Below are 18,515 nucleotides of genomic sequence, written 5' to 3'. Positions count from 1 at the left end.
TGATAATTTATTATGAATAGATGTGAGTTTTTTCAAAAGATAAAAAATTTTTCAAGATTGACGATTAGTGAATTTAAAAATATGATGCTAATGTCATTTATTTTAACTACTGGTTTTTTTGTTTTAAATTCATTTGAGCTTAACAAAAGTGGAGAAAATTTTTTTAATAACCAAGATTTGTTTTTACAGAAATGGGATATAGCTAGTCAAGGTGTATATTCATTTAAATATATTATTATTTCGGCATTTATATGGTTTGTTATTACCGTATTTTATATACGTTTTGGCAATAAAAAAGATTTTAATGAATGGTATTTTTATGTTGATACACGAATAACTGAACGTACAGCAGCTATAGTATTTGGATTTATAGCTCTGGCAATATCGCTGATAATGGATTTGATACTATGGTTATTATTTAATCCGAATCATGAAGATTTTAGAATGGAAGTATTTAAAAATTTATTTCTGATTATAGGTGAATTTATTTATTTATTTGTTATAAGTGCTTGCTTATTAAAATATTTTATTCAAATTGCGAAATTAAAAAATGAATTTAATCATTCAGACCATCATAGGCAATCTGCAAACGCTTAAACAACAGCAGCAGATAACAACCCAGAAAGTCGATACCGTCTGCCTGCAATGGTTTGAAGCAGAACGCCGCATTATCCGCACCACCACCAATGACGGGCGAGAAATTGCTTTTCGCCTGCTGAAAGAAGGACAACGTCTGCATCATGATGATGTGGTGTATCTGGATAAGCAGCTGGCTATCGTAGTGCAGATTGAGCCTAGTGAAGTGATGGTTCTGGCACCACAGACCCTAGCGGAAATGGCACGCGCCTGTTATGAAATCGGGAACAAACATACCCCATTGTTTTTAGACGGAAATGAATTACTGTTGCCATTTGATAAACCATTGTTTGAATGGTTACAAGCGGCTGGTTTTGCGCCTACGTGCCAGCAACGGCGGTTAAGTGAACAATTACGTGCCAATTCTGCACCAGGTGTGGGCGGTAGTCACACGCATAGCCACAGCCATGATTTTGCAGAACACCACCATCATTAATGTTTGCATCTATGAGCAGCTTTGGAAGCCAGCTTGATATTCACGCTTTAACCCGTGCAGGTTTATTGCTGCAACTGGCTGATCCTACGCTGCCAATTGGAGGCTTTAACCACTCCGGCGGGCTGGAAACCTTTGTTCAGCACGGCGCAGTACATAATTCGGCTACCCTGAAAGAATTTGTTTGTACCCAATTGCAGCAAAACTGGATACACAATGATGGTGCCTATGTATCATTGGCCTACCATTCCAGCAAAGACAATAATCTGCCAGCACTGATGCAGCTAGATAAACAGATAGGTGCTGCCAAAGTAGCTCGTGAACTGCGTGAGAGTAGCTACAAACTGGGCATACGCCTGCTGAAAATTTTTGCACCGCATTACCAGACAGCCATAGTGAGATCCTTTCAGGATGCACTGTTGTCACAGCAGGTACGGGGATTTTATCCACTGGTATTTGGTCTGCTGGCGGCTGCAATGCATTTAGATAAAGCAGCTACCCTACAGGCATTTTATTACAACGCTGTAGTGGGCCTGATTACTAATGGGGTGAAATTGATTCCACTTAGCCAGATGGCGGGGCAGGAAATGTTAATTGAATTGCATGAAAAGATTGCTGAAACCGTAGCTGCCAGTATGCAGCCTTCTATAAAGCAATTAGGTGCGACAACACTGGCCACAGATATCAGAGCCATGCAGCATGAACGATTATATACTCGTTTATATATGAGTTAGATTCATCTTTAATGGAGAAAATCATGAAAAAAATATTTACCTTGTTATTATTAAGTCCGGTACTGGCCTTTGCTCACCCTGGGCATATAACTGAAGGCTGGCAGGCGGGTGCATTGCACCCGCTCAGTGGCTGGGACCATTTGCTGGCAATGCTGGCCGTGGGTTTGTGGGCTGCTACTTTCCCCGGAAAAGCGCGCTGGCTAATACCATTAACATTCGTTGGGGTGATGATAGTTGGTTTTATACTTGGTGCACATGGTATGCAGATACCGATGCTGGAGCAGGGAATAGCCGCTTCGGTACTGGTACTGGGCCTTGCTGCAGCGTGGCTTAAAAAAGTACCTGCTTCAGCAGCCATGGTTTTGGTCGGATTGTTTGCTCTGTTTCACGGCGTAGCACATGGTGCTGAAATGGGTGCTCATGGCACATTCAGCTATGCATGTGGTTTTGTTATTGTTACCGCTGCGTTGCACGCTGCCGGTTTTGGATTGGGTACGGCCTTGAGCAAACAGCAATGGTTATTACGCCTGACCGGCAGCTTGATTGGTCTGGTTGGCTTTGGGATGCTGTTTACAGCCTGATCGCTATTAACTCTCCGTGCAGACAGAAAAGGCTGATTTGCCTTTCTGTCTGTCTGCATGAGTTAAACAGTCTAAAACATTGTTCACAAAATAAATACAAATAAGCGCTTACCAAAGCGAAAGGTTTGCACATAAGATGCGTCAATACATAAAAATCGGCGTTGCTGGTCCGGTGGGTTCGGGCAAAACCGCATTGATTGAAAAACTGACTCGCCATATGGCACAGCAATACAGCATTGCAGTAATCACCAATGATATATATACACAGGAAGATGCCGAGTTTCTAACCAAAAATAGCTTGCTGCCACCTGAGCGTATTATGGGGGTAGAAACTGGCGGTTGTCCGCATACCGCCATCCGTGAAGATGCCAGCATGAATCTGGAAGCAGTAGACGAAATGGTGGCGCGGTTTCCAGATATTCAGATTGTCTTTATCGAAAGTGGTGGTGATAATCTTTCCGCCACCTTTAGCCCGGATTTGGCCGATGTTACTCTGTTTGTTATTGATGTGGCACAGGGCGAAAAAATTCCGCGCAAAGGGGGCCCCGGTATTACCCGTTCTGATTTACTGGTCATTAACAAAACCGATTTGGCTCCTTACGTAGGTGCCAGTCTCGAAGTTATGCAGCATGATGCTCAGCGCATGCGTAAAGGGCAGCCGTTTGTATTTACCAATCTGATGGCAGAAGAGGGGATAAATACAATAATAGACTGGATTAAAAAATACACCTTATTGGAAAATGTAGCAGAACCTGCAGGCTTGATACGCTAATGCACAGCCGATTAGCACTTGTCACTCAGCTCAACCAGCGCAGACAGACAATCTTAGGCAATTGCTTTTATACCCCGCCACTGAAAATCCTGACTTTACCCCATATGGCTACACCGGTATGGCCTCAGGCACTCTTGGTGATGCAGATGAGTTCTTCGCCGGGTTTGCTAGCTGGTGATCATATAGATATTGAGATAGAGCTGGCGCAACAAACACAACTGTACTTGTTCACACAAGCCTTTACTCGCATCCAATCCATGCCTCAGGCAGCAGAAGCGCAGCAGCATACACGTATTTTTCTACATGAAAACAGCCGGCTTTGCTATCTACCGCATCCATTGGTGCTGCATCGCGATGCGGCCTTAACTCAAAGGATGCAAATCAGTCTAGCGGATAACTGCCAGCTAATTTTGGGCGAAATCATCGCCTGCGGCCGCGTACTTAATCATGAACGCTGGGATTTTCGTTATTTGTCATCACGAGTAACCATCGACTATCAGCAACAGCCATTACTAAGCGACAATATCTTCTGGCAACCCAATCGCCAACCTCTTAATGTATTGGGACAGATGGAGCAATACACCCATCAAGCCTGCCTCTATTATGTCAATACCGCCGCCAGCAAAACGGACATGCAGCAGCTAATTAACCAAATATACACCGCTTTATTGCCAGATTGGCCACTTGAGAACGATGATTATCTGTGGGGTATCACACAAGCTGCAGATTGCGTTTTATGTGTGCGTGCTTTGGGAATGAATGCAGAATCGCTGCAAAATTTTATATATCAAATAAACCAAAATATTTTGATTAATAAAAATGATTGAAATAATGAAATAAATAATTCAATTTTAAATTGCATTAAATTGAAATATAAATTTGTATAAACTTTAAAATTTATTTTATTCGAATAAAAAGAATCTCTTTTTTATTCAAATTGTATCTGTTACATAGTTAGATTGAGTACCTTTTTAAAAGAGAAAACCTTGAAGCAGATAGCAGATTTCAAAATATGCTTAATCTTTAACCTTTAGTTACAGATAATAATTCACCTAAATTCTACTTTAGTACTTTAATGTTTTCAAATCTCTACACAGCTTCGTATATAAGTAAGTAAGAATAGCTTTCAATTAGAATGTGTATGAGTTTCAGATTTTTAGAACTGGCTAAAATGGAATTCATGCGATTCATTTCTCTTATTTTTAGCATGATTTTATTTGCAAATAGTCATTTGCTTTTATTTTCAAAGGTAAAAGAAAATCGAATAATTTATAAAACCGGAGCAAAACGCAAGCGCTGTAAAAAGCAGATACAAAAAAAGACGCATGTTTGCGTCCATTTATATATAAAATCATTATTTATATGGTGGAGGTAAGCGGGATCGAACCGCTGACCTCTTGCATGCCATGCAAGCGCTCTACCAACTGAGCTATACCCCCGATTGTTACAGCGTTTATTGCTGAACAGGCTGCGCATTTTACCTGAACTACTGAATTTTGCAAGCCCTAGCTTAAGCTTTCTTGTTAAAGTGGAAATACAGTTCTCAATCTGTAAACTATTCTACCCAATAAATATTGCATATCTGGACACACATTTGGATTAAAGGCAGGAGTGGTGGCTTCTGCCAATTAAATTTATACTTACAGGCTGGTTTAAAATAATCTTATTTAACAGGATAGCTTTTATGCGGCGTAAACAACGACGGGCGGTATTGCTGATTTTGACGGGTTTACTGATGTTTGCGCTAGTATGGGCATCGTTGTTGTTTATGCCTAAAAGTAACGCGGGCTATCGTTTGAAAGTGCCAGCAGGCTATGGTATTAGCGGAGTAAGCAGGATACTTACCAGTAATGATGTGATTTACAGCCGCTGGGCATTTGTTGGCACGGCCTATATGCTTGGCATGGGTGATAAAATTCATCGTGGCAATTATCGTTTGCCCCGCTCGGTATCAAGCTGGCAGATTCTGCAAAGGCTGCGAAATGGTAAGCCAGACAGTATTAATGTGCAAATTATTGAAGGTAGTACGTTTGCACAGATGCGCAGGATTGTTGATGGTACACCCGATATAGAACATCTTACTCGTGGCTGGACTGATGCCCAAATACTTAAACAAGTGGCAGATGATACCCATTATGCCCACGCAGAAGGGCTGTTTTTTCCAGCAACGTATGATATTAGCTCTGATAGCAGTGATTTATCGCTGTACCAGCAAGCATATAAGGCGATGCAGAAACATTTGCAGGCCGCATGGGAAGAACGGCGCAGTAATCTTCCTTACCAGTCTGACTACGAAATGCTGATTATGGCCAGTCTGATAGAAAAGGAAACTGGGCATGCGGAAGACAGAAGCAATGTGGCCGCGGTATTCGTTAATCGGCTTAATCAGCATATGCGCTTACAAACAGACCCTAGCGTGATTTATGGCATGGGCAGCCGCTATAAAGGTAAAATTGGCAAAGCTGATTTACGTCGTGACACACCATACAATACTTATACTCGCGCCGGACTACCGCCCAGCCCGATTGCATTGCCGGGCAAAGCTGCGCTAGAAGCAGCTGCTCATCCGGCAATTAATGATTACCTGTATTTTGTGGCGCGTAATGATGGTAGCGGACGTAGCCAGTTCAGCCACAGTCTGAACGAGCATAACGCAGCGGTTCGCCAGTATATTCTGAAAAAACCCTGAGCAGATTAGTATAGATGAAAGCAAAATTTATTACGTTGGATGGGATTGATGGTGCCGGTAAATCAACCAACCTCGATACCATTCGTACATGGTTTGAAAAACACCAATTGCCGGTACTGTTTACCCGTGAGCCGGGAGGCACTGCTATTGGTGAAGCGTTACGCGAGCTCTTGCTTAATCCTGCTACCCGTGCCAATGCCCGCACTGAAACACTGATGATTTTTGCTGCCCGTCAGCAACATCTGGATGAGGTGATTAAACCGGCTCTGGCACAAGGTATGCATGTTGTCAGTGATCGTTTTACAGACGCTACTTTTGCTTATCAGGGTGGTGGACGCGGTCTGCCTCTGGCTGATATAGCCATTCTTGAAAACTGGGTACAGCAGGGATTGCAACCTGATTTAACTTTACTACTGGATGTGCCCTTGATTGTGGCTCAGCAGCGTCTAAGTCACAACACAAGTCCCGATCGCTTTGAGCAACTGGATACTAATTTTTTTGAACACACACGTCAGGTTTATTTAGACCGTGCCGCGGCGGCACCGCAACGCTATGCCATCATTAATAGCAGCCTGCAACTGGATGCTGTAGCAGAGCAAATCAATCAGAGTTTGTCACAACAGTTTGGATTGAACCCATGATTTACCCATGGCTCGAACCTGTTTGGCAACAGATTGCCCGGCACTGGCAGAAGCAACCGCAAGCATGGTTGCTTTATGGCCATCCGGGAATCGGTAAGCGGGAATTTGCCGAGCATCTGGCGCAAGCACTGTTGTGTGAGTCCCCGCAAGCCAATCATCAGCCTTGTGGTGTGTGTACTTCTTGTCATTTATTCAGCCAGCACAGCCATCCGGATTTCCTGATGGTGACGCCGGAAGAAGCAGAAAGCGACGGCGGTGAACGAAAGCTGGCACAAATTAAAGTAGAAACCATCCGTAATGTGCTCGACTTTGCTCACCTGAGTGCCCATCGCGGCGGCAAACGTGTGGCTTTGATTTACCCTGCTGAAAGTATGAATACACAAGCCGCCAATGCATTGCTGAAAATTCTAGAAGAACCTCCGGCTGGGATGGTTTTTATTCTGGTCAGCCATCAGAAAGATCGCCTACTACCTACCATTAAAAGTCGTTGTCGTCAGGTGGTGCTAACCATGCCCACACCAGCAGAGGCATTGGCCTTTGCTCAACAATTACATGGTGAAAAAACGGCTGATTTGCTTGCCTTTCACGGCGGGGCACCCTTGTTTTCTGATAACGACAGCCATACGCAGCTACGTAATGAACTTATCCCTTTGCTCGTCAAGCCACGTCTGATTGCTATGCTGGATTATGCTGCTGCTTTTGACAAACAGAAACTGGCTCTGGCAACCTTTCTCGACTGGCTGGCCAAATGGTTACTGGATATGTCTCTAGCGCAGCAACATATGTGTGCCATGTATTATCCGGCTTGGCAAAATGCATTGAACGAGATTACTGCACAAATTGACCCGTTATCCCTGTTTGCTTTAATCGACAGAGTAAATGCGCTAGCCCCTTACGGTAAACATACCCTCAATGTTAAAATGCAACTAGAAGACTTGTTAATAGATTATCTTAATGTGTGGCAGCATAAACCCACATAAGCACAAAGGAAGTTTATGGCTGAAGCGCCTACCAATCTGCCGGGCAAAATGCTCAATTTAACCATTCCCGATAAACCAGAGCTGTATCGCAGCTATATGGCATTTCTACAGCATGGTGGCCTGTTTGCACCCACAACAGATACGTTTCAAATGGGTGAAGAAGTATTACTGGCGGTAAACCTGCCCGAATTCAACGAAGCCAAATATCTGCGTACAAAAGTAGTATGGATAAACACTGCTGCTACATCTACCGGCCAGCCTCAGGGAATCGGACTGGCATTTGGCAAAGATGAAGACAGCATTGCCGTAAAGCAGAGTATTGAAGATATTCTGCCTGGTTTACTGCTGAGCGAACGCACAACATATACCCTGTAATCATGCTTATCGATTCACACTGCCATTTGAATATGCCTGAGTTGGCAGCCAGACTGCCACAAGTTTTGGAGAATATGGCACAGGCAGAAATAGGGCAGGCTATTGCCATTAGCGTAGACCGCCAAAGTGCCGACGAAGTGCTGGCACTGGCCGAGCAGCATACAAATCTGTTTGCCAGTGTCGGAGTGCATCCTGAAGACCAAAACTCGGCGGAAATGAGTGTGGATGAACTGATTGCGGCTGCACAACATCCTAAAGTAGTCGGTATCGGGGAAACTGGCCTCGATTATCATTGGTGCAGTGGAGATCTGTCCTGGCAGCATGCACGCTTCAGCACGCATATACAGGCCTCCAACCAAACCGGTCTGCCCCTGATTATTCATACCCGTGATGCTGCTGCGGATACACTGCGCCTTCTACATGAAAACCAAGCACAACAAGGCGTTATTCATTGCTTTACCGAAGATACTGCCTTTGCTAAAGCAGTATTGGATTTAGGCTTTTATATTTCTTTCTCTGGTATAGTGACCTTCAAAAACGCGCAGCAGATACAAGAAGCTTGCAAATACGTACCTTTAGATCGCATATTGGTTGAAACTGATGCTCCTTATCTGGCTCCAGTGCCCAAGCGTGGCAAACCAAATGAACCGGCTTACGTACGTTACACCGCCGAATTTGTCGCACAGCTTCGCGGCGACAGCATGGCAACCATCGAAGCTGTCACCACCGCCAATACCTATCGCTTGTTTAGCAAATTACCATCGCTGACTAGCCAGCCATGACACAGATTACCCTAACTGTACTTGGCTGTGGCAGCTCCTCCGGCACGCCAGTAATCGGTTGTGAATGTGCTACCTGCACCAGCAGCGACCCGAAAAACAGGCGCACCCGTTGCAGTGCTCATATTCAGATAGGCAAACAGCACTGGCAAATTGACACCGGTACCGATTTTTACCATCAGGCTTTACAACATCAACTGTCGCATATCGATGGTGTGCTCTACACCCATCCTCATGCCGACCATCTAAACGGTATCGATGATTTGCGCGCATTCTGCTACAAACAGCGCGCGCCCATACCTATATACGGCCATCGTGATACATTGGCTAATATTTGCAGCCGCTTTGATTATGCTTTTCTGGAACAAAATAACTACTGGAACCGGCCTGTACTGCGCGCACATGAGTTACCGTTAAATCAGGGGCAGAGCAGGGTTTTCACTATTGAAGATGTACCTGTATGGCAGTTTACTGTACCACATGGAAGCTGGACAAGCAGTGCTTATCGCATAGGCAACATTGCTTGGTTTACCGATCTCAACCATATTGAAGAATCCATTTTCCCACATTTACAGGGACTAGATTACCTGTTTCTCGATTGCTTGATGGACACTTCATACCCCAGCCATCTTAGTACCAAACAGGCTTTTGCTTACGCCGAACGCATTCAGGCCAAACATACTTACTTTATCCACATGACACATAAACAGGAATACCATAATTTAAAGCAGCGCTGTCCGAAAAACTGCGAACCTGCTTATGATGGATTGGTTGTGCACAGTAGTTATTAGTTTCGCTCTGAATTGAACTAACCTAATAAAAAACAATTATTTAATAAACTGCGCGTGCTATCTATAGCAAACACAAATTTGTTTGCAACAAAAAAACGATTACGCTTAAGTCGAAATCTATTTTATTTTAAAATTGATTCGGTGATAGTTGTATTAATAAGCAAATTTTTTCATATCTATTACTTGAAATGAATAACCTTATTGGTAAAAAAGCCTACCTGTAGGTTTGTATTTTTATTATTGAAATCTAAGCTTTACAATTCTTCTTTCTCCGCATAATCATCCACAACAGCATCTGTCATTCTATTTAAATGTTTTTGCTTACTCAATTCCTTTAAATTACTATAGGAAATATAACTACAGCTTTCAAACAGCGGTCCTTTATCCAAAAGAGAGAATACGGGCCTACGAATTTCTTGAAACACTTTCCCCTTTCTCGCGTCTGGTGCCACAATATGAAGATTAATATTCATATTTGGCTGTAATGCAAGCAAATCTGCCATCCGTAACAAACCGGAATAAATCGAAGTAGTATGTTCTACTTCAAAAGCACGAACAATTGAACGTCCTTTTAACCAAATTACATCAATTTGTTCAATTGTACTTAATGTTGCTTCGTCATAATTAAGCGGTAAATGGTCTAATAAAAGTTCTGTTCCGTTTTTCCACTCTTTTAATACCCTGCACCTGTCTGCTTTGGGCAGCCAGATACGTAGCCCCATACGAGCGCCTATCTGCGCTAGTAATGCTTGCATTTTAATCGATTCACGCACATCTTGAGATTGCTGCTGTTTATCACTTGCCAAGAATTCATCATCATTGTCAGGTACAGAAACTTCTACAACCTTATCAATGCGGTTCACGATATGGACTTTAAGACTTTTTTGTTCTTTTTCATCCAATGGGTGTAATTCTGGATTTACTGATTGCTCTAATAACGTACTAGCTAGAAATTTACCGTCTTTATCTGTAAATTTATTTAAACTACAACGTACAAAGCCTGTCCAGATGGTGCTTTTTTTATCACAAGATTGGGTAAATGAAAGTTGCTGCCATATTTCGTCTAGATGAATAGGTAATGTTTCATGCAAAGGTAGCCACACTTTAGCGCGAACATGAAAACGAACAATATAAGGATCGTCTTTTACCATAAATATGGGCGTATCATCCAGAAATGGTCCATCTACTATTTCTAGCAAACCGCACCAGCGCGATAAACGTGTCACATAGCAAATCAGCACATCCCCAGCCTTAATACGGTTTGCCATTCCTTGCTGTCGATTACGAAAACCAGTAATCGTTCTATTCGAATGAGTAAATGCAGCATAAGTTTCTGGTGAAAAAAGATTAAGGTAATAAGCCATGATTTTTGTTCTTATCCAATACTTTTTTATCTAAAAAATAACAGCATCGCCTTTGATAAAAATATCGGCTGCCATGTATCTGCAACACAATTTAAAATTTACAATACTTTTAATATAGTATGTTGGCTTTGCCATATTGGTAAATTTTATTACATATTCTTAATGTTATCATTTTTTCCTACACATGAAAAAAAATATCGGCTTCTATTATCGATATGTCTAGGCATCATTGAAACGAAAAGAGCTGAATGATTCAATCGTATAGTGAGGTTAATCAGTTTGGCATGTACTGGTTTTTTGTATCTGTTAATGTGTATTAAACTTTAATACATAATTATATCTTTATTATTATTCCATCTATTTATAAATAAAGTAGCCTTAGTAGTGTTCTAAACTAATTCATGATGTTTAGTTTGTCTATATATTTATGCTTTTGGTATTTATTTGTACTAAGTTTGGCTTGCAAATGATAATTGAAAAAGGGTATAGTTAAAAAAATTTTATAAATAGGATTTTGCTGCACTGATTCATGTATAAAAACGGTGTAAAGATATTCGCTGTAATATTTATTATATTTGGCAGGATAGTTTATAAAAAGAGTAATGATGGGAATTAGAGGTTTAACATTTTGCAATAAATTATAGTGGGTCTGAATTCTATGATTTTTAAACATTTAATTTATAGAAGGAATTTTGATATATTTTACCGATAAAAAATTCAGCTTCGTTTGTTTAATCTTAATATAGGTTAGGTTAAATATTGATTTTGCTTGTGCAGCTATTATATTTCTCTTGAATACTATGTGTACTATTTATAGATTTTTCTTTGTGAACTTTGCTTCCAATTTAATGCAAATTTAAATTTTATTCATTGCATCCTTATGCTTTACAATAAAAAATCGTGCATTCCAGAACAAATATTAGGAAATTATTTCACTTGAAGAAATATAAGCCGGATGCTTGGATACTTTATTTTTGTGTCAGCATTAATTTTGAGTGCTGTACTTTTAATTCTTTCAACTAACGCGCCACATACAAAGCTTTAGTTGTAGTTTTTTGAAAAAATATAATTGATTTTTGTGCCGGCGGCTTTTTGCTTTGCTGGCTTTAATGGTCAGATAATATTCCACTTATATAGCTTAAAATAAAAGTATTGTCTTGATTATATTTATGTCTATGAGTTTGGGTTTGAAATCTATTTAGCTGATTTTGATATTTTATTTACGCTGTTTAAATTATAACTAAATGGGCATAATTTATCTGATAATTTTAAAAATATCATTATATTTTAATTACAATAATTTCATATGCATATTAAAATGGAGAATATAAGAATCTAAATAAAAATTAGAACTATCTATAAATAATATTTTTAAGGAGAGTAAACAGATAAATATTGAGAAGATGAGTAAGTGTGACTAGATTTATCTGTAAATTCAATAAAATGAATAATAATATATAAAGGTTAAATGATGAAGGGTACCCTGTTGAAATATGGTAAGGGGTTTTGCCATATGCTGACTCTTCTGGCATTTTTGTTCTGTAGCATTTTGCCGGTCAGATCGGCATTTGCGCAGGATGTGGAGTGTGCGGAAGTTAAAATTGTGATTGAGCAAAAGCTGTCTTTTGAGCGGCAAGCTTTTGATGCTCGGATGTTAATTAAAAATGGTCTGGATGCAAATCTGAAAAATATTCGTGTGGAGCTGGTTTTTACGGATAAGGATAATCAGCCAGTTGAAGTAACGCAAAAAACTGAGGATAGCCAGGCCAAATTCTTTTATCGTACTGATTCTTTGTCCGGTGTTGATGATATTAATGGGACGGGGCAGATTGCGGCCAAATCCAATGCTGATATCCATTGGATGATTATTCCTGCATTTGGCGCAGCTCAGGATAAGGACACGCTTTACAATATAGGCGCAAAACTCACCTATGAGCTAAATGGTCAGGAAACGACGGTAGATGTAGTGCCAGATTATGTGGTAGTGAAACCTCAGCCATTGCTGACGCTCGATTATTTTTTACCGGGAGAAGTTTATGGTGACGATCCGTTTACGGCTGAGGAAGAAACACCTGAGCCTTTTACTCTTGGTGTTCGTATTCGCAATGATGGTAAGGGCATTTCTTATCACACGGTGATTGATTCAGCTCAGCCGAAGATTGTGGAAAATAAGAAAAATCTTTTGGTGGATTTTTCTATTCTGGGCAGCTATATCAATAATCAGCCTGCAGATAAAAGTCTATTGCTGAATTTTGGAGATATTGCTGGAGGTTCTTCTACAGTAGGCCGCTGGAATATGATTGCCACACTGTCGGGGACATTTACGGATTTTAAGGCCACGTTTACACATGCGGATACACTGGGTGGGGCAGTGACCAGTCTGTTGAAAGCCACGAATACCCACTCCTTAATTCATGATGTAAAAGCTGATTTACCGGATAGCGATGATGTCAAAGATTTTCTGGCTCGTGATGGTGATGTAGTACGTCTGTATGAATCTAGTGGCCTGAACTCAGATGTGTCTGAGCAGAGCAGTCAAGCTTTATTGCAAGCAGGTGATAAAGGCTATCAGCTTTCTTTTCCTGCTACAAAAGGATTTGTTTATGCCAAGGTGGCGGATCCTTTTCAGGGTAGCAGACAGCCAGACGATGTGGTACGTTCGGATGGTAAACACTTGCTAAGTGATAATGTCTGGTTATCCAAATCGCGTAATAAGGATATGTCTTGGTCTTATTATGTGAATGTGTTCGATTCTGATTCTACCGGTCAGTATAGTTTATTTAAGCATAATGCTACGTATGCTCAGGGGCTGATAGCCGGTACAGTCTACAATGATGTAAATGCTGATGGCCTGCTAAATCATGATGAAAAGGGTTTAAGCCATATCAAGGTTGTTTTATCAGGGCAGAATGTGGCCGGTAAGCGCATTGAACAAGTGGCCTACACTGACGAATCAGGCAGGTTTAGTTTTGATAAGTTAGCGGCCGGTGATTATTCTATCTGGGTTGACGATGTTGCAGATATGATCGACGGACCAGCTGTGGCAGGTAGTGCCGGTGGTCAGGCTCTGGCAGGTAAAATCGAGCATATTGTTCTGCAAGACAATATGCATGCTGAGAATTATCTGTTTGCTAAGCAAGCTGCGGTTCAGCCGCCTGTGGCTGGTGATGCAGATATTGCTGTGAATATTGAGACAGTAGAGTGGAATGATAAACTGCCTGCGGATACGGCACAATTTTTACTGACTGTGTCGAACCAAGGGCCGGAAACTGCACGAAATATTCATGTGCAGCCTGAATTGTCATCTGATTTGGAAATTACTGAGCAAAAAGTTTTGTCTGGCAATTTCAATTCTCTGAAGCAGCGTATCGATGCGCTTGGCGCCAATGAAGCGGTTACGATGCTATTTACTGTGCGAATGAAAAATGCTGATGGTAAGGGTGAATTTACTGCACATATCAACAGTGATTCAGCTGATCCTGATATGAGTAATAATGTTGCATCTGCTGCTGTGGCTCCAGGTAAGACAGATGTTGCAATCAGTGCTGAAGCCGTTGAATGGAATAATTCTTTAGATCAAGATACCGCTCAGTTACTCGTCACAATCAGTAATAATGGACCATTAAGTGCACGTAATGTTTATCTCCAACCTGAGTTACCAGATAATCTTGAAATTACTGCTCAGCAAGTACTGGCTGGAAATTACAATACTCAGGAAGAGCGTATCGATGATCTAGCCGCCGGAGAAAGCACCACGTTGTTACTGACGGTTAAGGTGACCGGATCCGATAAGGTAAGCCAGTTTACGGCTCGGATTAAAAGTCAGACGGAGGATGCTAATTTAAATAATAATGAGGTCAGTATTCCTGTGATGCCTGGAGCAGCTGATATTGCTTTGGAGGTTGAAAAAGTAGAGCTTACTCCGGCATTACCGGCTGACTGTGTGCAATTGCTGTTGACTATCACCAACAACGGTCCTGCGGATGCGCGCAATATTTCTCTGCAATCGCTATCCGATGATGTACAAATCACGAAACAGAAAGTAGTGATGGGCAATTATAATGAGTCTGCAAACCGGATTGATAAACTGCCTATAGGCGAAGAGACGATTGTTCTGCTGACAGTCAAAATTACCAGCGCAAGCGGTAAAGCTGATTTTAAAGCACGTGTTCAGGGGTTGTTAGCTGATCCGAATAAGACTAATAATTTAGTTACCTTTCCGGTTTCTTTAGAAAAAAAGTAAGAGACAAGCGATAACATCCTTATTAGTAGGTTTCTGGACAGCGCATCACGTTATGTGTCAGCTGAACAGGAAGTAACAAACAAAAGCATTACCAATGGCTTATAGGCTGCGGGTAATGCTTTTTTATTTCTTATTGCTAGTAATTTTTATGTGTGAAATTATCAAGAAACAACAGATGTTTGTTCAGTAGTTTTTAAATAGCAAATTGAAGCTGAAACTGCATAAAATATTAGCTAATCTGTTCTAAAAAATTAATTAGTTGCCGAATGTTAACAGTTTCTGTTTGATTAAATACAAGTTTAGCATTAAGTTATTATAGATTGCAAAAAATCAGCTAACAGGTAAGTGATTGACTATTAGAGTTTAATGCTGAATAGGATGCCAAATAAATTGATTTATTTTTACATAATATAGTAATATCAGTTGAATAAGATACTTTTAATCTTAAAGCGCTGACGAAATCATATAAATCAGTTGTTTAATAATCAGCCATCAGTTTAAACAGTCAGATTTCTGTTGAGAAAATCAAAGATAATATATGTCAAAATTAATAGGAAACCTGCTTTGCCTCTACAGCCTGATATTTTTGGTTGCTGTAGGGTTTGTTTTATTGGTTTCGGCTGTAGTGAGAAAACGCAAAAACAATTTTAAATTCAGGAATAATAAAATCTTTGGTTTTTTTGTGGGTGGCTGTTTAATTGCTTTTATTGCTGGGGTTGTGCTGGTGTTGAAGAATAATTCGCTATACATTGATTCTTTATCAGCAATTAATCAGGCATTGAATCGATACCATCATGTACAAGCAGTAGAATATCCACTTCAAACGAATCTGGCCAATTATCCAGTACGCGGGGATAATATTTATTTGCGTCTTTTTAAGCAGGAAGGGATTCTGGAAATCTGGACTCAACATAAAAATCAGCCATACAAGCTATATAAAACATGGAAAATTTGTACTTTTTCTGGTGGACTGGGACCTAAAAAAGCAGAAGGTGATGGCAAAAGTCCGGAAGGCTTTTATGCAACCCAGAAAAATCTGCTCAATCCTCATAGCCGTTATCATCTGTCTTTTAATATTGGTTTTCCAAATACTTACGATCAAGCAAATGGTTTTAGCGGTAGTTATATTATGATACATGGTAAATGTGTTTCTGCAGGTTGTTATGCCATGACAGACGCAAGTATAGAAGAAATATATACTCTCGTCAGCTTGGCATTAGACCGGGGGCAGAAGCAGATTCCGATACATATTTTTCCATTTATGATGAGTCCATCTAATATGAAAAAAAATCAGGATTCAGAATATTTTCCTTTCTGGCAACAATTGAAACCTGCATATGATATTTTTGAGACCCAGCGACGAGTACCAGATATCAGCGTTGAAAGACGGCATTACGTTGTCCAATAATTTTATTCTGTTGTTACTTTAATTCGCCTGTTTAGAAAAACATTTTCATTAGGTAACTTAATTATTATCCAGATATATTTTGGAAATTAATAACATAATTAAATTTAGCTAGTTGAAGAAGATAAAGATATAAACATCTCTAGAGGTGCAAATAATGGCACTTGAAGCAGAAATATTTATAGATAACTTCCTAATTTGTTGTATGGAAAACATAAGTATCATCTAATTACTGGTAATAAAATAAGGCTTTCTTGGCTTGGTTAAAACATTAATACAAATTATTTGCCTAAAAATATTAGGTTATGCTAATATTAAAGGTGTGCAAAAGGAAGTTATTATCTAATTTGCAAAGTTATTAACTGTTTATAAAATTTATTGGCTATATACAGTCGTATGAAATCCGGGATTCAGTATTCAGAACAAGATAGAGCGCAATCACAAAGCTCTGAAACCTTTGAATCTGAAATCCGAAAACCTTAGTTTGGTTATACATAGAGTATCTGTACAATTGCTTTATCGTGATTTGCCTTTGTGGCTCATTAATGCGAGCAGGAGAATTGATTGTTGCGAATAATGGAGCTACGCAATTAAATTAATATTTCATTGCTCTATATAGCTAATATAGAGAAACTACTAAAAATAGAAAAATTTTGAATTTAATAAATAGATTAAAAATATTTGTATTTTAACGGCAACCTTAAAATAGAGGTTGAAAGTTTTTAATGACAATTAATCTTATCTGGATTGTGTTAATAGTTAGTTAATGCTTTTGGAATAAATATTATTTGTTTATTTTATAAAATATAGCTAATTAAAAATGCTATTCGAAAATATTTAAAATTTTTCTAGGTGGTTGCTAACGTGCAATCGCTCTAATTCTGGCCACCAGTGTAGAAGTTTTACGCGATTCAGAAATAAAAGCGCTTGTATATTGAATTCAAATGATAATTATTAGTTGAATAATGATTACATATTAGCAATAAACCATTTTAACCATTGTCAAATCAAGCTAATTGGTAAGTATTAATATTTCAATTAGATGAGAAATACTATTTAGCTTGATTATTCAGCTACAACACCACGATATATCGTTGTGGCTATAATTTTTGAATGATAAATAAATAAAAATACAGATATTGCGATGCTGAAGTTATCACAGATTATTTATATCGCTGGAATTTTATTTTTTTTCAGTGTACGAATATTGGCACAGGAGCTATCTGCCTGTCTCAATGATAAACCAGATTTGGCACAACAGCCTGTAGCCGTAAACTGGCCGCAAAACCACGTTAAACAACCACTTGATCATAAATACTGGCTTAGCATAAAAGTATTAAGTCAGCCGCAATGGCAGGATGCGGTGTGGGTGGATATCAGAACTGGGGCAGTGCAAAAAGAAACAGGGCTGAAAATGCTGGCTGTACCGCTTAGTCGATTGTCTAGTGCTGATTTTTTAGCTGATAAAACCGTGATTTTGGTTGGAACTGGATTTGATGAATTACAGATAAACCAAACTATTAAAAATTTAAGAAAAAAAGGTTTTAACCACGTATATGCTTTAAGAGGAGGATTTTTTGTCTGGGAAAAAGTACAAAATCATAATAAGCCCAATCTGCAGGAAATCTCTGCACTGGAGTTTTTATCCGGTGGTCAATCCATACAATGGCAGGTGATTAGTATAGGTTTGCATTCATTACAACTGAATACTTTACCAGAACTACCTGCTAAACAATTTAGTCTTGCCCAGATATCTAGTCCAGAACTAAAGCAATACATCAGCCAAAGTGATAATCGCAATGATGCCTTTATACGCTATGTACTGGTTAGTCCAGATGAACAAACGCTTAGGCTATTGCAGCGGCAAATGAGTTTTGCAGAAAACGACCATATTGTCTGGTTGCAAGGCGGATTAGCGGCTTATCAGCAATATATACAACAACAAAATAATTTAATGAATCATGCTGGACAAAGTTTATCCAGACCATGCCGCATAACTATTTAATTTATTTAAGGAGTATTCGAACTCATGAGGGGTACACAATGAATATTTATCAATACTGGAAAAAAAGGTTTTTCGGTTTAAACATAA

16 protein-coding genes and 1 tRNA gene are annotated in these 18,515 nt (G+C 39.7%); 15 read left to right on the top strand and 2 right to left on the bottom strand.

The genetic code is table 11. From position 1 onward, the window contains the following. The first annotated feature begins 12 nt into the window (after window positions 1-12). The 6 genes from J3U67_RS07790 (at window position 13) to J3U67_RS07765 (ending at window position 3,983) form a co-directional block, all read left to right on the top strand. Window positions 13-597, top strand: coding sequence for a hypothetical protein (locus tag J3U67_RS07790; protein WP_267404639.1), 585 nt, complete (start codon window positions 13-15; stop codon window positions 595-597). Further along, on the top strand, window positions 551-1,072 hold the full coding sequence (gene ureE / locus J3U67_RS07785; protein ID WP_267404637.1) for an urease accessory protein UreE: 522 nt from the start codon (window positions 551-553) through the stop codon (window positions 1,070-1,072). The genes J3U67_RS07790 and ureE overlap by 47 nt, the downstream gene beginning before the upstream one ends. Window positions 1,073-1,083: 11 nt before the next feature. Further along, window positions 1,084-1,803: an urease accessory protein UreF gene (locus J3U67_RS07780; protein ID WP_267404630.1), complete on the top strand. Its 720-nt coding sequence runs from the start codon at window positions 1,084-1,086 to the stop codon at window positions 1,801-1,803. A gap of 23 nt (window positions 1,804-1,826) precedes the next feature. Beyond that, entirely contained in the window at window positions 1,827-2,384 is a 558-nt protein-coding gene (locus J3U67_RS07775; RefSeq protein ID WP_267404627.1) for a HupE/UreJ family protein, read from the top strand. Window positions 2,385-2,520: 136 nt separating this feature from the next. Continuing rightward, window positions 2,521-3,156 (top strand): urease accessory protein UreG, encoded by a 636-nt coding sequence (ureG, locus tag J3U67_RS07770; RefSeq protein WP_267404625.1) that lies wholly within the window; start codon window positions 2,521-2,523, stop codon window positions 3,154-3,156. Then, window positions 3,156-3,983: an urease accessory protein UreD gene (locus J3U67_RS07765; RefSeq protein WP_267404622.1), complete on the top strand. Its 828-nt coding sequence runs from the start codon at window positions 3,156-3,158 to the stop codon at window positions 3,981-3,983. Before ureG ends, J3U67_RS07765 begins: the two co-directional genes overlap by 1 nt. 536 nt (window positions 3,984-4,519) lie before the next feature. Here the strand turns inward: J3U67_RS07765 and J3U67_RS07760 are convergent. Next, window positions 4,520-4,595, bottom strand: a tRNA-Ala gene (locus tag J3U67_RS07760). A 245-nt stretch (window positions 4,596-4,840) separates the two neighbouring features. Between J3U67_RS07760 and mltG the strand changes: the two genes are divergently transcribed. The 6 genes from mltG to J3U67_RS07730 are packed head-to-tail and all read left to right on the top strand — an operon-like array spanning window position 4,841 to window position 9,411. Further along, entirely contained in the window at window positions 4,841-5,845 is a 1,005-nt protein-coding gene (gene mltG, locus J3U67_RS07755; RefSeq protein WP_267404620.1) for an endolytic transglycosylase MltG, read from the top strand. Between the two features lie 14 nt (window positions 5,846-5,859). Then, window positions 5,860-6,486: a dTMP kinase gene (gene tmk, locus J3U67_RS07750; RefSeq protein ID WP_267404618.1), complete on the top strand. Its 627-nt coding sequence runs from the start codon at window positions 5,860-5,862 to the stop codon at window positions 6,484-6,486. Beyond that, entirely contained in the window at window positions 6,483-7,466 is a 984-nt protein-coding gene (gene holB, locus J3U67_RS07745) for a DNA polymerase III subunit delta' (protein WP_267404616.1), read from the top strand. Before tmk ends, holB begins: the two co-directional genes overlap by 4 nt. A gap of 15 nt (window positions 7,467-7,481) precedes the next feature. Then, on the top strand, window positions 7,482-7,841 hold the full coding sequence (locus tag J3U67_RS07740) for a PilZ domain-containing protein (protein ID WP_100139715.1): 360 nt from the start codon (window positions 7,482-7,484) through the stop codon (window positions 7,839-7,841). Beyond that, a complete protein-coding gene (locus J3U67_RS07735; RefSeq protein ID WP_267404713.1) occupies window positions 7,841-8,623 on the top strand; it encodes a TatD family hydrolase in 783 nt (260 codons plus the stop codon). The genes J3U67_RS07740 and J3U67_RS07735 overlap by 1 nt, the downstream gene beginning before the upstream one ends. Beyond that, window positions 8,620-9,411 (top strand): MBL fold metallo-hydrolase, encoded by a 792-nt coding sequence (locus tag J3U67_RS07730; RefSeq protein ID WP_267404614.1) that lies wholly within the window; start codon window positions 8,620-8,622, stop codon window positions 9,409-9,411. The genes J3U67_RS07735 and J3U67_RS07730 overlap by 4 nt, the downstream gene beginning before the upstream one ends. Window positions 9,412-9,665: 254 nt before the next feature. On the opposite strand, the gene J3U67_RS07725 is transcribed toward J3U67_RS07730, so the two are convergent. Then, complete coding sequence (locus J3U67_RS07725; RefSeq protein ID WP_267404611.1) at window positions 9,666-10,775, bottom strand: hypothetical protein; 1,110 nt, start codon at window positions 10,773-10,775, stop codon at window positions 9,666-9,668. Window positions 10,776-12,246: 1,471 nt separating this feature from the next. Here J3U67_RS07725 and J3U67_RS07720 point away from each other — a divergent pair. The 3 genes from J3U67_RS07720 (at window position 12,247) to J3U67_RS07710 (ending at window position 18,428) form a co-directional block, all read left to right on the top strand. Then, on the top strand, window positions 12,247-15,018 hold the full coding sequence (locus tag J3U67_RS07720) for an SdrD B-like domain-containing protein (protein WP_267404609.1): 2,772 nt from the start codon (window positions 12,247-12,249) through the stop codon (window positions 15,016-15,018). A gap of 538 nt (window positions 15,019-15,556) precedes the next feature. Further along, window positions 15,557-16,426 carry a L,D-transpeptidase family protein gene (locus tag J3U67_RS07715; RefSeq protein WP_267404606.1) on the top strand — a complete coding sequence of 290 codons (870 nt, stop codon included), beginning with the start codon at window positions 15,557-15,559 and terminating at the stop codon, window positions 16,424-16,426. A gap of 1,141 nt (window positions 16,427-17,567) precedes the next feature. Continuing rightward, window positions 17,568-18,428 (top strand): rhodanese-like domain-containing protein, encoded by an 861-nt coding sequence (locus J3U67_RS07710; protein ID WP_267404603.1) that lies wholly within the window; start codon window positions 17,568-17,570, stop codon window positions 18,426-18,428. Window positions 18,429-18,515: the final 87 nt, after the last annotated feature.

The sequence above is a fragment of the Snodgrassella sp. B3837 genome, from assembly GCF_026535955.1.
Lineage (GTDB): Bacteria > Pseudomonadota > Gammaproteobacteria > Burkholderiales > Neisseriaceae > Snodgrassella > Snodgrassella alvi_E.
This window is presented reverse-complemented; position numbering and strand designations above follow the sequence as displayed.